Genomic DNA, 16193 nt, shown 5'->3' on the forward strand with positions numbered 1-16193 from the left:
GAATGTCATGCTGAAACGTGTCCACCTCTACGGCGAGATGGCCGAGCGCTTCGGCCCCATGTTCATGCTGGACGTGGGGAGCCTGAAAGACGTGGCACAGGCCCTCGGCGCCCAGATCAAGGGCTTCCGCCAGTACATCACCGACAACACGTTCCGTGTCGTCGCGGGCAAGTCGCTCGATGATGGTATCCAGCTCGACAAGGATCAGGTCTCCTTCAACACGGGCAAGCGCGACATCCACATCGTGCCCGTGGTCAAGGGCGCCAAGCGCGCCGGCATCGGCAAGATCATCGCCGGCATCCTCATTGCTATCGTCGCGTGGTGGGCCGCGCCCGCCCTCATTCCGGCCGGCTTCATGGGCGCTGAGGGCGCCCTCACCATCGCCGGCATCAATGCGAGCACCATCGCCATGTTCGGCGTCGCAATGGCACTCTCCGGCGCCTCACAGCTCCTGACGCCCAAGCCGAAGAAGCAGCCGAACACTTCGCCGGAACGGCAACCCTCCTTCGTGTTCAACGGCGCCGTCAACACCACCGAGCAGGGCGGCTGCGTCCCGCTGATCTATGGCCGAACCATGGTCGGCTCCACCGTCGTCTCGGCAGGCATGACCACCGACGATATTACCGTTTAGCAGTTCCGCAACTTTGCACCCGGTTGCAAATAGGACGCATGAGTAAGAGAAGGATACACAATGGCCTACGATCTCAACCCGGTGGCGCCCGTCTTCGCCGACATGATGCACACGATGGCCGGGCTCGCGGCCGATCTCGTTTGCGAGCACAAGGCCGTGGAATTCACGATCTCATTCGGCGACAAGAGCGTCCTGCTCCTCGGCGCCCGTGTACCGGTCAGCGAGGAAGAGGGCGCCAAGGTCGTGAAGTCCATCACGACGAAGGCGACCCTGCATGGCTACAAGATTGACGGCGCCGTTGGCCCCGAGGAAATGACCCCGCTCGGCTTGGCCCGGCGCCTCTCCTTCGCGATGCGAGACATCGCCGAGGAACCGGCCCTCCATTGACCATGTGCATTGTCTGCCGCCATCCCGACAGGATTGCCATAGAGGCCGCCCTTGAAGCCGGGCGGTCTCTTCGCGCTGTTGCGGCCGACTATCCGGGACTGAACCGAAACTCCCTGCATCGCCACCGCACTGAGCACATGACGAGCGCGCCAACTGGGGAGGCCGCCGCGTCCATCCCCAACACCGCGCCCCAAAGCTTTCCGGCTCCCCCCACCGTCCGGCGCCGCACGCGCCCCATAGACGAAGCCCAGCGCCTCGACATCGCCCTGCGCATGAAGGCGCGCGGCTGCACCCGTGCCGACATCGCCCGCGCCCTCAACGTCCACCCGAGCACCGTTGGCGAGATCGTGCGCCGCGCCACCGACAACGCCGTGGAGCGCGTCCGCGCACAAACGATAGAGGAACTGGTCTCAGAGCACCGGGCAGAACGCCATGCCCGTGTGCAGGCCCTTCATGCCGTCCTAGATGGCGCCACGCTGCGCAACGATGCCCGGACCATCGTGGAGGTCATCCGCGAGCTGCGCCATGAGGCGAAGGAAGACCGGGAGTGGATGCGCGAGCTGGGCGCCTTCGACAGGTTCCGGGTTCATGTTGCCGTCGACCGCGACAAGGCCCCTGGACAGGAAGGTGCGGAGTTCATGCAGGAGGCGTTGCGCGAGATGGTGACTGCCTTCGGCTCGCTCGATCCCGACGAGAGGCTGTCCCTCGCTCCGGCAGGGCCAGCGCACTGAGAGGGACAGGCCGCCCCCCCGTCCCTACCGCACGCTCGGCAACACAATGCCCTTTGTCGCCCCGCCTTCCGGCTCCCCGCTATCTCCTCTGCCGGCAAGCAGCGTGACGCGCTCTCCTGAACCGGAGGGACAGTGACACCCTATTATAGTCCCCCCGGAGTGCCTGCCTCCCCTAGCGGCATGTATTGGATCGAGCAAATCGTCCTCACCATGTCGACCAGAGTGACGACATTGCCGTTCTTCCTGTCCCACCATTTGGGGAAGTAGCCTTGAGGAGACTTAGCCTGAGGCGGCCCATATGCCTGTGTCAGGTCAGCGTATAGTTCGGGGCATCGACTGGGGTCGGACAATTCCAGCATGACGATGGACAGCCGGTCCGACCGATCAAACACGAACCTCGACCTGAAGGTGTGCCGCCCGCTCTGATACGGCGCCACAACCTTTGATCTTTGGTCGGCAGTCTCGCTGCTATCCTGAAATGGGGTAGCAGCACCCCGTGCCGCTTCGATGACCTGCGCCGGGTTCATACCCCACTTGCTGTATTGCCAGTCTGCCTTCGCGGCCAACGGAACCATGGCCAAGATCGCGACGATAACAGCACGCATCACATCCCCCCAGACGCTCAGCCAATCCATAGCTGCGAGGGTCGATGTCGGCAACCGAGGCATGTCCGCATAGGCATACCTGTGCGGACACGTCGGAAGGCCAGTGAAACGATGTCCGTAAGGGTTGACTTAGATCAACGGACATGCAATCTAACGGTCGCAACCTCAACGGACATCCTCCTGCGATGCAGACCGTCTTCTACGCCCGCGTTTCGACAGCCGACCAGACCATCGCGCATCAAGAGAAGCAGGCGAAGGATGCCGGCTTTTCCATTGACCGGGTGATTGCGGATCACGGCGTCTCCGGCGTCAGCACTCGACTTGGGGAACGGCCGGAGGGCAAGCGTCTCTTCGACATGCTCCGGGCCGGCGACGTGCTGGTGGTGCGATGGGTAGATCGGCTGGGCAGGAACTACGCCGATGTCACCGAAACGATCCGCGAGTTCATGCGGCGGGGCGTCGTCATCAAGACGATCATCAACCGCATGACCTTCGACGGGGCCACGACTGACCCCATGCAGCAAGCAGTCAGGGATGCGCTCATTGGCTTCATGGCGGCTTCGGCACAGGCGCAGGCCGAGGCCACTAAGGAAGCGCAGAAGGCCGGCATCGAGCATGCTCAGGCCAACGGCGGGAAGGCCTATAAGGGCCGCAAGCCGAGCTTCGCGCGGGCGCAGATGGAGGCCGTGCGAGACATGCTGGCACAGGATATCGGCATCAGCGTCATCGCGAAAGAAACGGGGCTTTCTCGGCAAACGATCTACCGCATGAAGGATGATCCGTCCGAGGCGGAAGCAGCGCTGAGAAAATGGGACTTATAGGCGTCGCACCTGCGTCTCTAGAGACTTATTAACCCCGTCACGCACGGCTGGAAAGCTTGGCGACCTCAGCTTTCGCTTTTCGCCGCCGACCGCCCTGCTTTCAGGTGGGCGATAGCGTTGTCCAATCTACGACGCTGAATTGATCGCAGAGAAAAAGGCAGTGTCATAGAAGCCAGAAACGCCAACGACGTCAAGAAAAAAGACACAACCTGCATCGCTCTATAGATAAATGTACCATCAACACAAAGCATAAAAACAAATATAGATACCAGTAATAATATATAGACGATAAAAATATCAGTTTGGCGATGTATCTGTCGCTGAGTTTCAGTTGCAGACAGATAACTATGCCGCCATGATTGATCCAAAAGCATACTTGGGTCACCTAAAATACTAATAATCACAATCAGAACAGCCGCTAATATAGCGAATATTGCCGCTATGACGGCCAAAACATCAGGCTTATTAGTAAGAGAAGAACTAAAAAATACTGTAAGAACGACAGACAAACACAAAAACGAGAAACTCAAAATTATCCGGCCGTAAGCCGGCTTTCTTTCAACGCTTCCGCTCGTTGCATTGACCATCACACAGAGTCCAAGAACGCTACAATTTTGTTCCAAGCCACATCTACGCTCAGGAGAGCGTCGTTACCCGCATCAAAATAGGTCTGCCGCAACAGTAGTTCTTCTCTCGTGAACGTCGCTTTCGAAAGAGTTCGAATCGAGAATTCTTCGTTATCCTCTACGGCCTCTGTAGCAAGTGCTGTCAAAGCTTCGATCTCAGCCGCAGGAGCCTTCCTGCGGGCATTTATGGAAATATTCACATCCATATTCGCCAGCTCTTCGATCTGCCCTTCGCGATGATCCGCTTGCAACCGTGCTGAAAGGGCCTCTCTCATTGCCTTACCAATGGTGTCAGATAGTGACAGTGGCTGTCCATCCACGACCTCGACCGCATCCACGTGGGGGAGCGATACGCCGAGATCAAAACGGTCCACGCCAGCTGCAAGCATCCGTTGGACAGCCGCCGGATCAGCCCTTGCGGCTAGAACTAGCCTGTTTGCTAGCTCCGCCCCATGCTGCAACTCGATGAGTTTTGAAAGGGCTCGCGTTATCGTTTCGCTTCGAGCTCTCCCAGCCGCCACATATCCAATTTGGTCCCTGCGGACGATTAGCGCCAGTTCGCGTTCAGTGAACTCAGTGCCTGCTGGAGCGGTTGCAGTACCTAATGCTCCAATCGGCTGCCCGCCCGCGTGAGGGCGAATGCCGCGATGCGCCCCCGCTACGTGAAGCGACAAATGAAGTCTGATTTCGTGAGGCAATGTCTGTCGGTGTCGAACCTCGCACACCTGACCGCCAAACTGAGTTTCAGTATCATCGACGTTAGGACGCACAAGCAGGGTAGCTCTGAGCAGCTCAAGCAAATCCTCGCGTTGGTTGACCCACTGCACACCTCGCAGATGGATGGTCCTATACGTCCCCATGATATCCCCCCGGTTGATGCGAGATGCTAATCGCATCAAAAAACGGGAGTCACTCTCTTTTTCTTCAATCTACGGGGATCGCTTAAAATCACTTTGGATATCCTGTGAGCTGGAGCTGCGAAAGCAGGCCGCAGCCTAGCTAACGAGCGATTTCATTTGCGAAATCCCCAATTCGGCGGTGCCTTTAGCCCTCGAAGCTGTGTGGAGGCGCAGGCCATGTTGCTAATGCTGGACAGGGTTCGCTAGCGCCTCACGAACGTCGAGACGTGTTGTCGGAAGCACCGTCCTCGACCAGCCGCTGGAGCAATAGGCTGACGAAATACAGGTCAGCGGTATTGCTTATCAGATGCGCTCGCGAGCGCAGGATCGTGCGGAAATTGATATCGATGACGTCCTCGCCGGCCATTTCGACAAAGCGCCCGGTGCCGGGCTTCCCATGCCAAAGCATCAGCGCGAGACGTGGCGACAAAGGCATCATGATCCGGCAGGCAGGGTGCCCCATGCCACGGGGATACAGGCGCCGCTTCCCATCGTCGGGGTCGGCGAAGAACATCACGGCTGGATTGTCGCTCGTCAGAAAGGGCGTCGGCGTGTCGTTGACGAGAATATCGAAGCGGAAGAGCTTGCTGATGACCTCTAGATTTGCAGCAAGGATTTCGGGAAACCAAGTCTCCATGCCGTTGTTCGCATAGGCCTCGAACTCGGCGAGGGACATACGATCACCGGTGGATATGCTTGCAGGTATCTTGGCTCCGGGAACCACGCGAATGGATCGCGCTTTCTGCACCACGTTAGATAGCTGCTTCTGGACGAAATCGATGTTCTGGGGCGGGCGAGCGAGCATCGATCCCGCGAAGGCATAGAGCGCTGCGACGTCCTCTTGGCTGGGATGCGCGCAGGTTTCGAGAAGCCTCCTAGCGCGAACGAAGTCGCGTTCGATCCCGCCGAAGAAGGTCTCGATTTTGAGATCGCGGCGGCCGTCGCGGAAAACGGTGTAGAGGTCCGGCATCTTGAGGATGTTGGCCGGCGCCTTCTTTCGGTGGTTCTGGCCGTCTCGGTCGAAGACGTGCACGAAGGGCTTATGCTTCGGCGGGCAATCCGGGTCCGTCCAGGCGGCAAGGTAGCTTTTCGGAACCCAATGCTGATCCAACTAGCGGCATTCCTTCCGATTGCGAAACTGGGTGCAAAATCTCGCGGGAGCTGATCTAAATGGCAGCTTAGGGACTGGGCTCAGGAACCATGCAGGCGTTTGCTAAGCAAATGCAACCAATGTCGGCGTCGAACGCCGAAATCCTAAAACGCCTCGCAACTCTCGATCTTTCTAATCTGAATGAGACAGACGTTCGGGAAGCCTTCCTAGCACCTCTTATCGATACGCTGGGATACATTCGCGGCAGCGACTACACGGTTCTTACCGAACAACAGTATGCACTAAATCCACTTTTCCTTTCGGTGGGCTCTAAGCGGATCAAACTCGACTATCGCTTCAATACCTACCGAACCGGGTTTTGGCTCCTGGAGGCGAAGGAGGGCACCGCAACGGACCCCAATACGCCCCCTCAGATCACGAGTGACATGATCGGCCAAGCTCATTTCTATGCTCATCACCGCGAGGTCGATTGCCCCTTATTCGGTGTTTCAAACGGGTGGTTCACCAACCTATACGACCGCGACAGTGAAAATCCGCTCGACCCGGTCCTCTCCATCCCTCAACGCGACATAGTCGCGCGCTACTCGGAACTCTATGCGCTGATCGGGTTCGACCAAATAACGTTCCGCCTGAAGCGCAGCCTCTTGAAGCGGATCGAGCAAGTGCTGAGCGCAGATGTGGACCTGTCGCGTGGTGAGGAGTTTGTGCGAGCGGTCGCAGTCGCAGCCGCCTCCGCGCGGCCAAAGGTTTTGGAGAATTTTCGTAAGGCCGCTGCCGTTGTCGAGGCCCAGAACGACCGAGAATTCTTCGATTATCTCGACAATGCGCATACTTGGGAGGCAATCGACACCTTACTCCAAGCAGGCCTCTCGATGGGTGACCTCGGAAAGGCATCAGATCGCCTTGCTGTGCGAGTCGCCCAATATCAGGGTAGCAATCAGTATTTGTTCTTTCACAAGCTACTCCTGAAGGATACTCGCCCGGTCTCGACCGAATACTACTTCAACTCCTTGCATCTGCTCGGAAATATTGCGATGCGCCCAGCATTGGCGGACGTCTGTTACGGCGGAGGGACGGCACTAACACCAATCACCGAAATATATGCCGAATATGCTGATCTTCTAGTTCATCACCTTATGGCCCGTCCGGAGCTGAGGTTGATGTGGGCGCTGGAAGCCGTTTCGCGCCGCCTTTGCAAGCGCTTCTTGGTCAGCGCGGACGTGACGCGCGACACAATTCTTGGCCATGTTGAGATTCAACGCTTTATCAATTCAGAAGAACGAAATGCCTTCCTAGGCCCCTCTCCGGCGCGAACTTTGCTCCAGATTGTCGACCACACAACAATGGGCGCAACCGGGCGGTTTTTCGCAAAATACTACAATCCGCGTAACCGCTCTTTCGCCTTCCCCGTAGCCCTCGCCGAATATCAGGGGTTGGAACGTGCGGCGATGTCACTTGAGACAAAAACCGAAGGCGCTTACGTCGAATTGAAAAAATCGCTCGGTGGCGGGTGGAGCGAACTCACATTCATTGACAGTCAAAATCGTTCTTTCGATCGCCTGGGTCACGGCGTCTGTGATGTGATCAGCAGCTACCCGGCCCTGCTATCCGCATTGTCAGAGCGCACTTGGGCTCGGATTGAGTTCCTAGCAAGGCTCGGGAACCCCTTCGCTAAAACCTGTCTACAGAAGATCGGGCGAGCTGAGCCGACGCCTCACCCGGATGTTGCATCAGAGCTTATAACCATATTTGACCCCTCCCAGCACGATTAGGCCCATCGACACAGCGCAGGTTCGGGCGCTCGCCGCCGAAGGCATCGGTGCAACCGCGATTGCCCGGCGTCTCGGCATTGGACGTGCTCCCGTTTATCGCGTGCTTGAGGTGTAGCCGGACCGGACTGCGATTTGCACCGGGTTGCACATCAATTGCTGAGCATCGGCTCACTCTGGTCAGTCGGCCTGTAGCCGCGCCCGGCCATGCAGCCGGTGTAGACGTTGGTCATAAGCTGGGTCGGGTAGACCCCCGGCGCCGTGAGGATGGCCTTGCTAACCTCGCCGTTGCAGACACTCTTGTCCTGCCGCATCTGCGCTACCGAGGCCGGGCTATCGCTCGCAGTTTTTCCATCGATACGAGCCATGATCGGCACAGTCGGCGCGCAACCGGCGAGCGCGGCGGCGCCAAACGCGAAAAGCACAGAGCGAAGCATGATGATATCCCCCCAGCCCGTCGCCAAACCGAACGGCGACGCCAGACGCTCATATCATCGCCCCAGAGTGTAGAGAATACTCCGTGGTGGAATACTCATCATTCGCGCCCTCTCGCGCTTATGGGCATCCGAGAGGTTTTTGCAGCCAACCTAAAACGCTATCGGCGCGCCGCTGGGCTTTCTCAGGAGGAGTTGGCACACCGGGCGGGCATCGACCGGACCTACATCAGCGCGCTAGAACGGTGCCAATATGCGGCGAGCATTGAAGTGCTGGAGCGGCTGGCACAGCAGCTTGGTGTCGAGCCAGCGCAATTGCTCCTTTCTTCCACCGACCGGTGAGCCTGCGGGACATGATAAACTGCCAAATCCGATCCCTTAGCACTCTGGGCTCGCAACTGCGCCTGTATCAAATCATACTTGGAGAGCTTCCGGTAACAGCAGACGGACCTCAGAGTCGCCCCAGCAATGAATTCATAGAGCAAATAAAAGGCTGGTTGAAAGTTGCAAATACCGTAGCGGATGAATTTGAGCTGACATCTGTAAAAAGCTACCTACCTGCATTTGAAAGACGCCTAAGGCAACCGTCAATTACAAACGAAAAAATATCAAATGACGCAGGTGTCTTGCTTGAGCTTCTGGATGAAAATTTAAAAGGCCAGCTAGTCTATCGCTACCCCAGTGACAAGGCAAAAATACTCAGGCAATGGAAAGAGGATTGGGCGCCAGCCGTCGCTTCGTTTCCATCCGCTGCGGCTGACATTCGCAATGGCGTAGACCTGTGGGCACTTGGACATGGCACTGCCAGCGTCTTCCATTTCATGCGGGTTCTTGAGCATGGGCTTCGGGCCTTAGCCAACGATGTTGGGAAAAGCTTCGATGTTCAGAGTTGGCAGGTAGTCATCGATCAAATCGAGGCGGAAGTTCGCAGTCTTGGTAAAACCCTTCCGGCAGGGAAGGAAAAGTCGAGCAGATTGAAATTTCTATCAGAGGCCGCAAAAGAATTCGCGTTCTTCAAAGATGGATGGCGCAACCATGTTGCACACGGCCGAGAGAACTACGACGACCATCAAGCGCGCAACATCATGGATCACGTCAGGCATTTTATGACTTTGCTTTCTTCAGGCCTTTCTGAGGATGGGCCGCCCAGATAAGTTCTGGCGCGTTCCGCATGACCAACGGTATCGGCAAAAGAGTATGCACGAAGTGCGGTGGCAGCCGATTTAACGGCTGGAATAGCTGCATGGATTGCCGAAACGCGCGAGGAAGGCTTCGCGAACAACGCCTTAAAGCAAACGGGGGTCGGCACACGGTCGCTGAATGGCGGGCTCTTCTAAAGACCTCACCGACTTGCGCCGAATGCAACCGACCTTGGTCCGTCATCCCACCGAGGCCGGACCGGCGATACAAAGCGGTCTGGACGAAAGGGCACAAAATTGCCGTCTATCACGGTGGCACCAACGACATCCGCAACATCCAAGCTGAGTGCTATGAGTGCAATTTCGGGAAGAACGCAGGGCCGTTGAAGCGATAGGTTTCCGCCCAAACGTCTTTGCTGGGTCCGTTCGTAGCTAGCGCAGAAGCTACACCGGTGGACCGGAGTTTACCCGCCTGCGCCTTCGATCGGGAAAGCGTCCTCGTTCAAGTCGGTTCCTCTCGGCGGAAGCACGCGCAGCTCACGAATGTCCCGCCGCATCGCGTTGAACAACGCACGGTAGCAGCGTTCAAGCACCGCCTGACCCGATCCATTTCGTATAGCTTCAAACAGCTCATTGAGCGCCAACACCACTTGGTCCGAGCCGACCAATCGAACTCGCCGAGCCATGCGGTTGAGTTCCACGCGCGCAGCGGTCGTGCCACCTTCAAACAGAGCGTCGACCTGCCCGGCAAGACCGAGATAAACATCCCGTCGAAGCTCGTAATCAGCCCAGGCTTTTTCACTCAGCGCTTGGTCGCGGTCGGCGCGAACCTTCTGGCTAGCGACCCGGGCAGTGACCATCGAGTTGATAACCACAGTTAGAAAGCCAATCACTAATGCGACCACGCCCGCCACCAACGCGGCGGTAACTTGAGGATTGCTAAGGTCAATCGGCATGGCAAACCTTCGCCCGAGGCAAATGCGATAGCTGGACCGGCGCCACGATCTTGCTTATCTCAGCGAAGAGACGGGCGACAGAGTGGCCAGCGCCATAGCCGCGCCCGACGCTCTTCCCTGCCGCGTGCCCCGTAAGCGCATCATGCACGTCTTCAGATAGCCCTGCGTCCCGGCACATGTCTTTGAACAGATGCCGGAAGGAATGGAACACCTTGCGAGGATCGGTGACGCCGATGGGCTTCCGGCCCTGATAGTTGCCCCACCACTGTGAGAATGCGGCGGTGCGCGCGCGGTTCTCGGCCGAGCCCAGCAGTGGCCATAGCGTCGCCCCCTGCCCCGAACTCCTGCGGCCCTCCACATAGCCGAAGAAGCCGAGGCGGCGTAGCTCGGGATGGATGGGGACTTTTCGGATGCTGGTGCGCGTCTTTACCGTCCGTCCGCCGGATGTGCCGATGCTGATGAAGGCGATGCCGCCATCGTCCGTTTGCAAATCGCAGACCCGGAGTTGGCCAAGCTCAGACAGGCGGGCTCCCGTGAACAGCGCGAGAAGCGGCAGCCAATACTGCGCTTCTCCGCGCCCGCCCTTGAGCCGTTCGCCGCGACCGTGCACCGGACCATTGGCGAAGATGCGGCGGAGATCGGCGGCGCTGAACGGCACTCTGTCATCCTCGGCCGTCGCGTCACTCTCGACACGCTCGGCTTTGAAATGGTTAGGCCAGTGGGAAGCTTCGTCTAGGTCGCTTTTCCTTCGGGCCTGCTCAATCATGGCCGAGAGCATTTGGAGCGACTTGTTCACCGTCGAAGCGGATCGGCGCCGGAACTTGGACAGGTCGCGCTTGAGCAGGTCCGGAAGCGTCATCTTTTGCAGCTCCACAGAGAGCTTCACCGGGATTTTGGAGATCGCGACGGCGTAGTCCTGAACCAACTTCTTGCCGATCTCGCCAATCCTCATGTCGCCGTGGAGCTGGACGAAGTGACGCACAGCCATATCGGCTTCCATGACGGTCTGCCGACGCGGCTTTCGGCCACCCACCACGCCGCTGCCTTCTTTCCATGCCAACAGCGCCTCTGAGAGCAGCGGGCCACGGGCCGCCTCATTGTCTGGTATAGTGGCATCAGGATTGAACAGCGGATCGCTGGGCACAAACGGCCTTCCGCTCAACTCCGATAGTGCGAACCTGCTGCCCTCTATCGCAGCGCGGCGCACAAGCTCTTGAAGCTCGGCATATTGCGGTAGCGCCCGGTCCACGGAGACCGCGTAAGCCCTTTCGCTCTCCGCCGTCGCATCAAGATCGGCATCGGGCGCGCGCGTCGTATCAAGGTCAGCATCAGAGACGCGCGCAGTCGGCCAGCCTTTGTTTTTCAGGATCAGGTCAGCTCTTTCCCGGACACTATCGCGCCCCTGCTCATCCTGATTGCGATAGGAAGCGAGAGCGTCTTCCAGCTCCTCCAACCGCTCTGCCCGCTCCTCCGGGTCCGCAGAGCGGCTCTTTGCCGCAGACAGCACCTCGCGATAGTAGCCCGTCGCCAAGCGCTCCAGATCGGCCCTGCTCAGCTCGGATAGGTCACGGCGGGTCCGCTTCGCGGCAGCCCGCAGTTCCGTGAAACGGTCCAAGATGACCGGAAGCCGTTCGTCGCGGCGACGCAGCGCCTCGGCATGATCCGAAGTGCGAAGGCTCTCCAACACCTTCTGCGTGCCGTAGGTCTCAGCGTAGACCTCGGCAACGTCTTTCGGCACGCGGAGGTTTAAATAGTACGCCCCCCTCCGCTTGTTACGGCGCCAAAGTTTCGGCACGCGTTCCCCGCTCATGCGTGTTGCACCCGTGTGTTGCAGGTTGAACCGTCGATTGTGCTGATATCTGAAGAAGTTGCAGCAAATCAAGGATTTGCGCGAGAGCTGGCGTCCCGGAAGGGATTCGAACCCCTGACCTACGGTTTAGGAAACCGTTGCTCTTTTTAGCCCCTACTCGAGCATACCGCAGCCTACCGATCTGACGCCACAGGTACAATGCGACGGTGAGGTGTTTCGCGCGGGGACGGGCCGGCGCGCCCTCAATAGCGCCGTAGCCGGCCCGTCGCTGTGCGAAACACCGGGACCAGCTAGGAACTCCTTGATCCGCTCATCGTGCTAGATTTTGCCTCAAGCACCCCGATGAGGACACGTGATGGGATGGGACCGAAACGGTGGGCTGAACTGCAAGCCGCCTCCTGTCTAAAGGCCGTTAGGGCTTCGTTGCAGCATCAGGCGTGAGTCCACCCGATGTCCTCGAAGGATTCGCCGTAGTTGAAGACGGTCGTGACGACGCGGACCGCCCAGCCGTTCGACGGTCCTATGGCCTCGCCGAACTTACCTTCGTGGCCAAGGAGGCCCTCGACCTCGGGCTTGGTCGACTTGGTAACCTCGTGGACGTTGGCCTTCGTGACACCCTGTATGTCCACTGAAGGCGAAGGTTACCGCATCCCCCGAGAAGGCGGGCAATCGCAGTTGACAGCTCGCCAAGATCGGATTGCATCCGCTCCGGCGTGAGCTCCGCTATTGGGCGGGCTGCACTCGTCGTCAGAAATCATCGAAAGCGAGACTGTCGAAGAATGCGTGCGCCCGAGTGATGCGGCCGTCCTTGACCTCGAGGAACCAGGCGTATGTGTTCGCATAGGGCTATCCGCGATGCCGCCGCGATCGCTTGCGCGGATTCTTTCATCGAGCTCCTCCCAGGTGGCTATGACTGCATGGTCGGAGAACGCGGAGCTACTTGGTCAGGGGGGGAACGCCAAAGGATAGCGATTGCCAGAGCGCTTCTCCTGAAGGCTCCAATTCTGGTGCTTGACGAGGCGACTTCAGCGCTGGATGCAGCCACTGAAGAGCAGGTTCTGCGGAACCTGTCAGAGGTCGGCCCGCAGTTACGAAGATCGTGATTGCCCATCGTCCTCAGCCGATTGCCTGGGCGGATCGGGCGGTGCGCGTCGAACTCGGACGAAGTGTGTCGTGAGAGAAGGCACAAAGACGTACAGCATCCTGCGTGCAGAAAATGCAGCTAATGAGTGACAGCATCCAGGCCTTCGGCGTCGGCATGTTCATAGCTTGCTATCATTCCTCGAAACTCGTCACTCGAAAGCCGCCGCCTAGCCAATAACTCGCTACTGGCCCTCTGAAGAGGCTGCTGATGCGCCTCGATAATCGCGCAAGCCCTGGCCATCTCCGCCGCAAGGGTCTTGTCGACCTTCGATCGCAAGTCGCCGGACAACCGGAGGGCGGACATAAGATCCGGCTCGCGATCCTCCGCGATGAACGACAACCCCGAACCCAGGCCGAACGAGGCCTCGAGTCTAACCGCCGCAAGGGTTGCACGATGCAAATCACTGTCTTTCACCCCTCCACCCGACGAGGATCTGTCGCCGAGGAGGACTTCCTCTGCCGCGATCCCCGCAAGCAGCCCGCAAATCTCATCGCGGATGGTGGCGGCGGTCGAAGCCCGCGGCTCGGAGTTCACCAACTGAATGAATCCCAGTGGTTGATATCCTTCCAGTCCTTCCGCCACGTCGGAGAGCTCGACGCCTTCGAACGGCTGTCCCAAAGACAGATACGCCATTGCGTGACCGCACTCGTGGATCGCAGCCCGGCGAACCAACTCTTCTGGAATGACGATCCTCTTCGGCAGCGACGCCTCCAGGTCTGACACCAACACCGCTCGACGGTCGCGCCGGGCGACGCGTCGGGCTTCGCGAACCAATTTCGCCAGTCCGGCGCCGCTCCATTCCTCCGTCCGACGAACTACCTGGCTCAGATCGTCGTCGGCCAAGTCTCCGGCGAGATGAAAGCGGAGAATTCCTTCACGCGCGGCGCCGTCGGGAAGCGGGATCCTCACGTGCCTGTCCAGCCTTCCAGGTCTGACGAGCGCCGGGTCGAGCTTTTGAGGGTAGTTGCAAGCGCCGACGACGATCACGCCTGGGCGTCCCTCCACGCCGTCAATACACTCCAAGAGCCCGGCGACAACCTCCGTTGAGTACTGTGCGCTATGGCCCCGGAAATCCTCCCGGGAGCCGACGGCATCGACCTCGTCGATAAAGACGATCGCAGGGGCGCGCTGCTTCGCCTCATCGAAGGCCGCTCTCATCGCTTTCAGCAAGTCTCCGAGGTGTCCGCAAGCTTGCCACCTGGCGATCGAGCCGACGACGAGATGAGCGCCACAGGTCGTTGCCAAGGCACGGGCGAATATTGTTTTGCCGACCCCTGGCGCACCGCTGAGTAAGATCCCGCGATCGACATCGCCCCACGCGATCTTGCCTGCCTGCCAGTCCTTCAGGTCGGTGGCGAGCTCGAGTGCCCAAGCGGCGGCCTCGCCGAAACCGTGGAGGGCCTCGACGCCGACCTGACCGGCCTCGGGCTTGTCCTGCCTCTGCAAGATGTCTCGGATCATCTCGATCGAACGGGACACAGGTCGACCGCGTCGAACGTTCGCCGCAATCAGATCCAGTGGCATGCTCGCCATTTCGCGCGCCAGGCTGCTGGTGACGTGTTGCTTCAGGCACAATCGAGCCGCGGCCACGACGTGACCGACTTCCGGCGGACCGAGAGTGATAACAGCATCAGCCGCCGCGATCACCTTCTCGGAGACATCCGACAGGCTCTTCGCCAGCACGACGAGTCGATCGTAGTTGATCAACCCTTCGACGGTAAGCCTTTCCTTCCTATTCCCATTTTCATCCGCGGTCAGGAAGTTCGTCTTCTCAAAGTCGAAGCGAGAGCGCGGTTCCGGCTCCCCGAAAGCGAAGATCGCCGCTTCCTTGTATTGGTCTATGTTGCCTCCGATGGGCAATACGACGACGATCGCGAACGAAGCATGGGAGTCGACGTAGGGTCGACAATGCCGGACGATGTCGCAGTATGCCAGGAATCGACAAACGGATCGCGTCAACTTCCTGCGGTCCTGCTTGGCCAGTGAACCCCATTTCATGGTCGTCGACGTCTCATATTTGGCTCGGATGGCACTCGGGCCTGATGGTCAGGCCGCCTGGTCTTCTGCTCTTCGCCTAGTCATCCCTCGAGGGATCGGGCAACGGACCGCGACGCCTTGGATGCGGCTGCCGCGTGGCCAGACGGACGCCTGTCGCGGGACCGACCCCTTCTTCGCGCATCGCCTCACCGAAGGTCCTCGGCCTGGCGACGAGATCGATCAGTTCGATGAGGTCGTCGAGCGATAGGGTCACCAACGAGCGCTCTCTCCCCGGATCGTCGTCGAGGCTCTCGGATGCCCTCTGTCCTCGATCGAGCTCTCGCAAGGCGGTCGACATCGCGCTGCGGTCCCCGGAATGGGCCGCCGTACGAATGCGGGCGAGAATGCACTTGTCCATGTCAGGTCTTCACCTCGGGCCGCATCAGAGACCGCCGATCGACCACGTTGGGTCGCTTTCGATGTAGGAGCTTCCAGTCGCTCGAAGGACGGCCCGCGCAATCGCTGCTGCGGCATTGCCGAGCTTCGGCGACGGGCTGACCGATCCGTCGATCAGAAGCGGCCCAAGACCAAGCACGACGTCCGAAACGCCGAATCCAACAATGTCCTGGATGCTTGGTGAAACGCGCGACGATGCACGCGTCGCTTCGCGTTTGAGCAGACGCTGGTAGTCCGCCTGCTTCAGCACAGCCGGCCAGCCGATCGGCACCACGACAACGCTTTTGTTTCCGGGCCGGGACCTCGCTCTCGCAAGGCGTGCGAAGTCGTGTGCCAGTTGCCGGAGTTCTTGCTTGTCCGTGGCCATCGGCAGCAAGAGATGGCAACGCGGGTCATCGAGCAGCTCTGAGGGAACTGAACCACCAGGTAGGTCAACGACCACTGGGCCCTGATCGCCGTGAGCCGTCGCTCGGCGGAGAATGGCGGCGCCCGTAGAGCCCGCGTCGCCGGGTTCCAACGCAATGGTTGCGAACGGAGCCCGCACCTCGCCCGGCAAGCTTGGCGCCGCACCGGAATTGTTCGGAATCCTGATGAGCAGGGGATCCATTCCGCGCCGTGCAAAGCCCAATGCGAGCAGGAGGCTGATGCTTAAGCGCGCAATCTGATTGCCGGACCCCGCGATGGCGAAAAGCTCCAT

Annotated in this window: 19 protein-coding genes; 10 read left to right on the forward strand and 9 right to left on the reverse strand. The window is 59.3% G+C overall.

Going from position 1 to position 16193, the window contains the following annotated elements:
• The first annotated feature begins 7 nt into the window (after positions 1-7).
• From DWF00_RS27105 to DWF00_RS27125, 4 genes are all read left to right on the forward strand, one after another.
• On the forward strand, positions 8-631 hold the full coding sequence (locus DWF00_RS27105) for a tail assembly protein (protein WP_114828097.1): 624 nt from the start codon (positions 8-10) through the stop codon (positions 629-631).
• Positions 632-691: 60 nt separating this feature from the next.
• Positions 692-1018 carry a hypothetical protein gene (locus tag DWF00_RS27110; protein WP_114828096.1) on the forward strand — a complete coding sequence of 109 codons (327 nt, stop codon included), beginning with the start codon at positions 692-694 and terminating at the stop codon, positions 1016-1018.
• Positions 1015-1749: a hypothetical protein gene (locus DWF00_RS27115; RefSeq protein ID WP_147283654.1), complete on the forward strand. Its 735-nt coding sequence runs from the start codon at positions 1015-1017 to the stop codon at positions 1747-1749. The genes DWF00_RS27110 and DWF00_RS27115 overlap by 4 nt, the downstream gene beginning before the upstream one ends.
• Before the next feature lie 790 nt (positions 1750-2539).
• The gene (locus DWF00_RS27125; RefSeq protein WP_114828093.1) at positions 2540-3175 is read left to right on the forward strand and encodes a recombinase family protein; all 636 of its coding nucleotides are present in this window, start codon (positions 2540-2542) and stop codon (positions 3173-3175) included.
• 65 nt (positions 3176-3240) lie between these two features.
• On the opposite strand, the gene DWF00_RS29220 is transcribed toward DWF00_RS27125, so the two are convergent.
• The 3 genes from DWF00_RS29220 to DWF00_RS27140 form a co-directional block, all read right to left on the reverse strand.
• A complete protein-coding gene (locus tag DWF00_RS29220; protein WP_147283653.1) occupies positions 3241-3762 on the reverse strand; it encodes a hypothetical protein in 522 nt (173 codons plus the stop codon).
• Entirely contained in the window at positions 3762-4175 is a 414-nt protein-coding gene (locus DWF00_RS27130; protein WP_147283652.1) for a hypothetical protein, read from the reverse strand. Before DWF00_RS27130 ends, DWF00_RS29220 begins: the two co-directional genes overlap by 1 nt.
• Before the next feature lie 736 nt (positions 4176-4911).
• Positions 4912-5811: a DUF4238 domain-containing protein gene (locus DWF00_RS27140; protein WP_114828090.1), complete on the reverse strand. Its 900-nt coding sequence runs from the start codon at positions 5809-5811 to the stop codon at positions 4912-4914.
• Positions 5812-5900: 89 nt separating this feature from the next.
• Here DWF00_RS27140 and DWF00_RS27145 point away from each other — a divergent pair, with 89 nt between their 5' ends.
• Positions 5901-7583 carry a hypothetical protein gene (locus tag DWF00_RS27145; protein ID WP_114828089.1) on the forward strand — a complete coding sequence of 561 codons (1683 nt, stop codon included), beginning with the start codon at positions 5901-5903 and terminating at the stop codon, positions 7581-7583.
• On the forward strand, positions 7561-7698 hold the full coding sequence (locus DWF00_RS27150) for a helix-turn-helix domain-containing protein (protein WP_114828088.1): 138 nt from the start codon (positions 7561-7563) through the stop codon (positions 7696-7698). Before DWF00_RS27145 ends, DWF00_RS27150 begins: the two co-directional genes overlap by 23 nt.
• 34 nt (positions 7699-7732) lie before the next feature.
• On the opposite strand, the gene DWF00_RS27155 is transcribed toward DWF00_RS27150, so the two are convergent.
• Positions 7733-8017 carry a hypothetical protein gene (locus DWF00_RS27155; protein WP_147283651.1) on the reverse strand — a complete coding sequence of 95 codons (285 nt, stop codon included), beginning with the start codon at positions 8015-8017 and terminating at the stop codon, positions 7733-7735.
• A gap of 120 nt (positions 8018-8137) precedes the next feature.
• On the opposite strand from DWF00_RS27155, the gene DWF00_RS27160 reads away from it, so the two are divergent.
• The 3 genes from DWF00_RS27160 (at position 8138) to DWF00_RS30160 (ending at position 9548) form a co-directional block, all read left to right on the forward strand.
• Positions 8138-8356, forward strand: a complete 219-nt coding sequence (locus tag DWF00_RS27160; RefSeq protein ID WP_114828086.1) for a helix-turn-helix domain-containing protein — start codon at positions 8138-8140, stop codon at positions 8354-8356.
• Positions 8357-8367: 11 nt separating this feature from the next.
• Positions 8368-9168 carry a hypothetical protein gene (locus DWF00_RS29225; RefSeq protein WP_147283650.1) on the forward strand — a complete coding sequence of 267 codons (801 nt, stop codon included), beginning with the start codon at positions 8368-8370 and terminating at the stop codon, positions 9166-9168.
• 89 nt (positions 9169-9257) lie between these two features.
• Positions 9258-9548 carry an HNH endonuclease gene (locus DWF00_RS30160; RefSeq protein WP_425453187.1) on the forward strand — a complete coding sequence of 97 codons (291 nt, stop codon included), beginning with the start codon at positions 9258-9260 and terminating at the stop codon, positions 9546-9548.
• A gap of 69 nt (positions 9549-9617) precedes the next feature.
• Here the strand turns inward: DWF00_RS30160 and DWF00_RS27170 are convergent, their stop codons facing one another.
• The 3 genes from DWF00_RS27170 to DWF00_RS27185 all read right to left on the reverse strand — a co-directional run bounded on the left by DWF00_RS27170 (position 9618) and on the right by DWF00_RS27185 (position 12548).
• Positions 9618-10109 carry a hypothetical protein gene (locus tag DWF00_RS27170; RefSeq protein ID WP_114828084.1) on the reverse strand — a complete coding sequence of 164 codons (492 nt, stop codon included), beginning with the start codon at positions 10107-10109 and terminating at the stop codon, positions 9618-9620.
• Positions 10099-11919, reverse strand: coding sequence for a site-specific integrase (locus DWF00_RS27175; RefSeq protein WP_114828083.1), 1821 nt, complete (start codon positions 11917-11919; stop codon positions 10099-10101). The genes DWF00_RS27170 and DWF00_RS27175 overlap by 11 nt, the downstream gene beginning before the upstream one ends.
• A gap of 431 nt (positions 11920-12350) precedes the next feature.
• Positions 12351-12548, reverse strand: coding sequence for a hypothetical protein (locus tag DWF00_RS27185; protein ID WP_114828082.1), 198 nt, complete (start codon positions 12546-12548; stop codon positions 12351-12353).
• Positions 12549-12836: 288 nt separating this feature from the next.
• Between DWF00_RS27185 and DWF00_RS29930 the strand changes: the two genes are divergently transcribed.
• On the forward strand, positions 12837-13022 hold the full coding sequence (locus tag DWF00_RS29930) for an ATP-binding cassette domain-containing protein (RefSeq protein ID WP_281270194.1): 186 nt from the start codon (positions 12837-12839) through the stop codon (positions 13020-13022).
• A 119-nt stretch (positions 13023-13141) separates the two neighbouring features.
• On the opposite strand, the gene DWF00_RS27195 is transcribed toward DWF00_RS29930, so the two are convergent.
• Positions 13142-15061 carry an AAA family ATPase gene (locus DWF00_RS27195; RefSeq protein ID WP_114828080.1) on the reverse strand — a complete coding sequence of 640 codons (1920 nt, stop codon included), beginning with the start codon at positions 15059-15061 and terminating at the stop codon, positions 13142-13144.
• 421 nt (positions 15062-15482) lie between these two features.
• On the reverse strand, positions 15483-16193 hold the full coding sequence (locus DWF00_RS27205) for a hypothetical protein (RefSeq protein ID WP_114828078.1): 711 nt from the start codon (positions 16191-16193) through the stop codon (positions 15483-15485).

The sequence above is a fragment of the Allobosea caraganae genome (assembly GCF_003351345.1).
GTDB lineage: Bacteria > Pseudomonadota > Alphaproteobacteria > Rhizobiales > Beijerinckiaceae > Allobosea > Allobosea caraganae.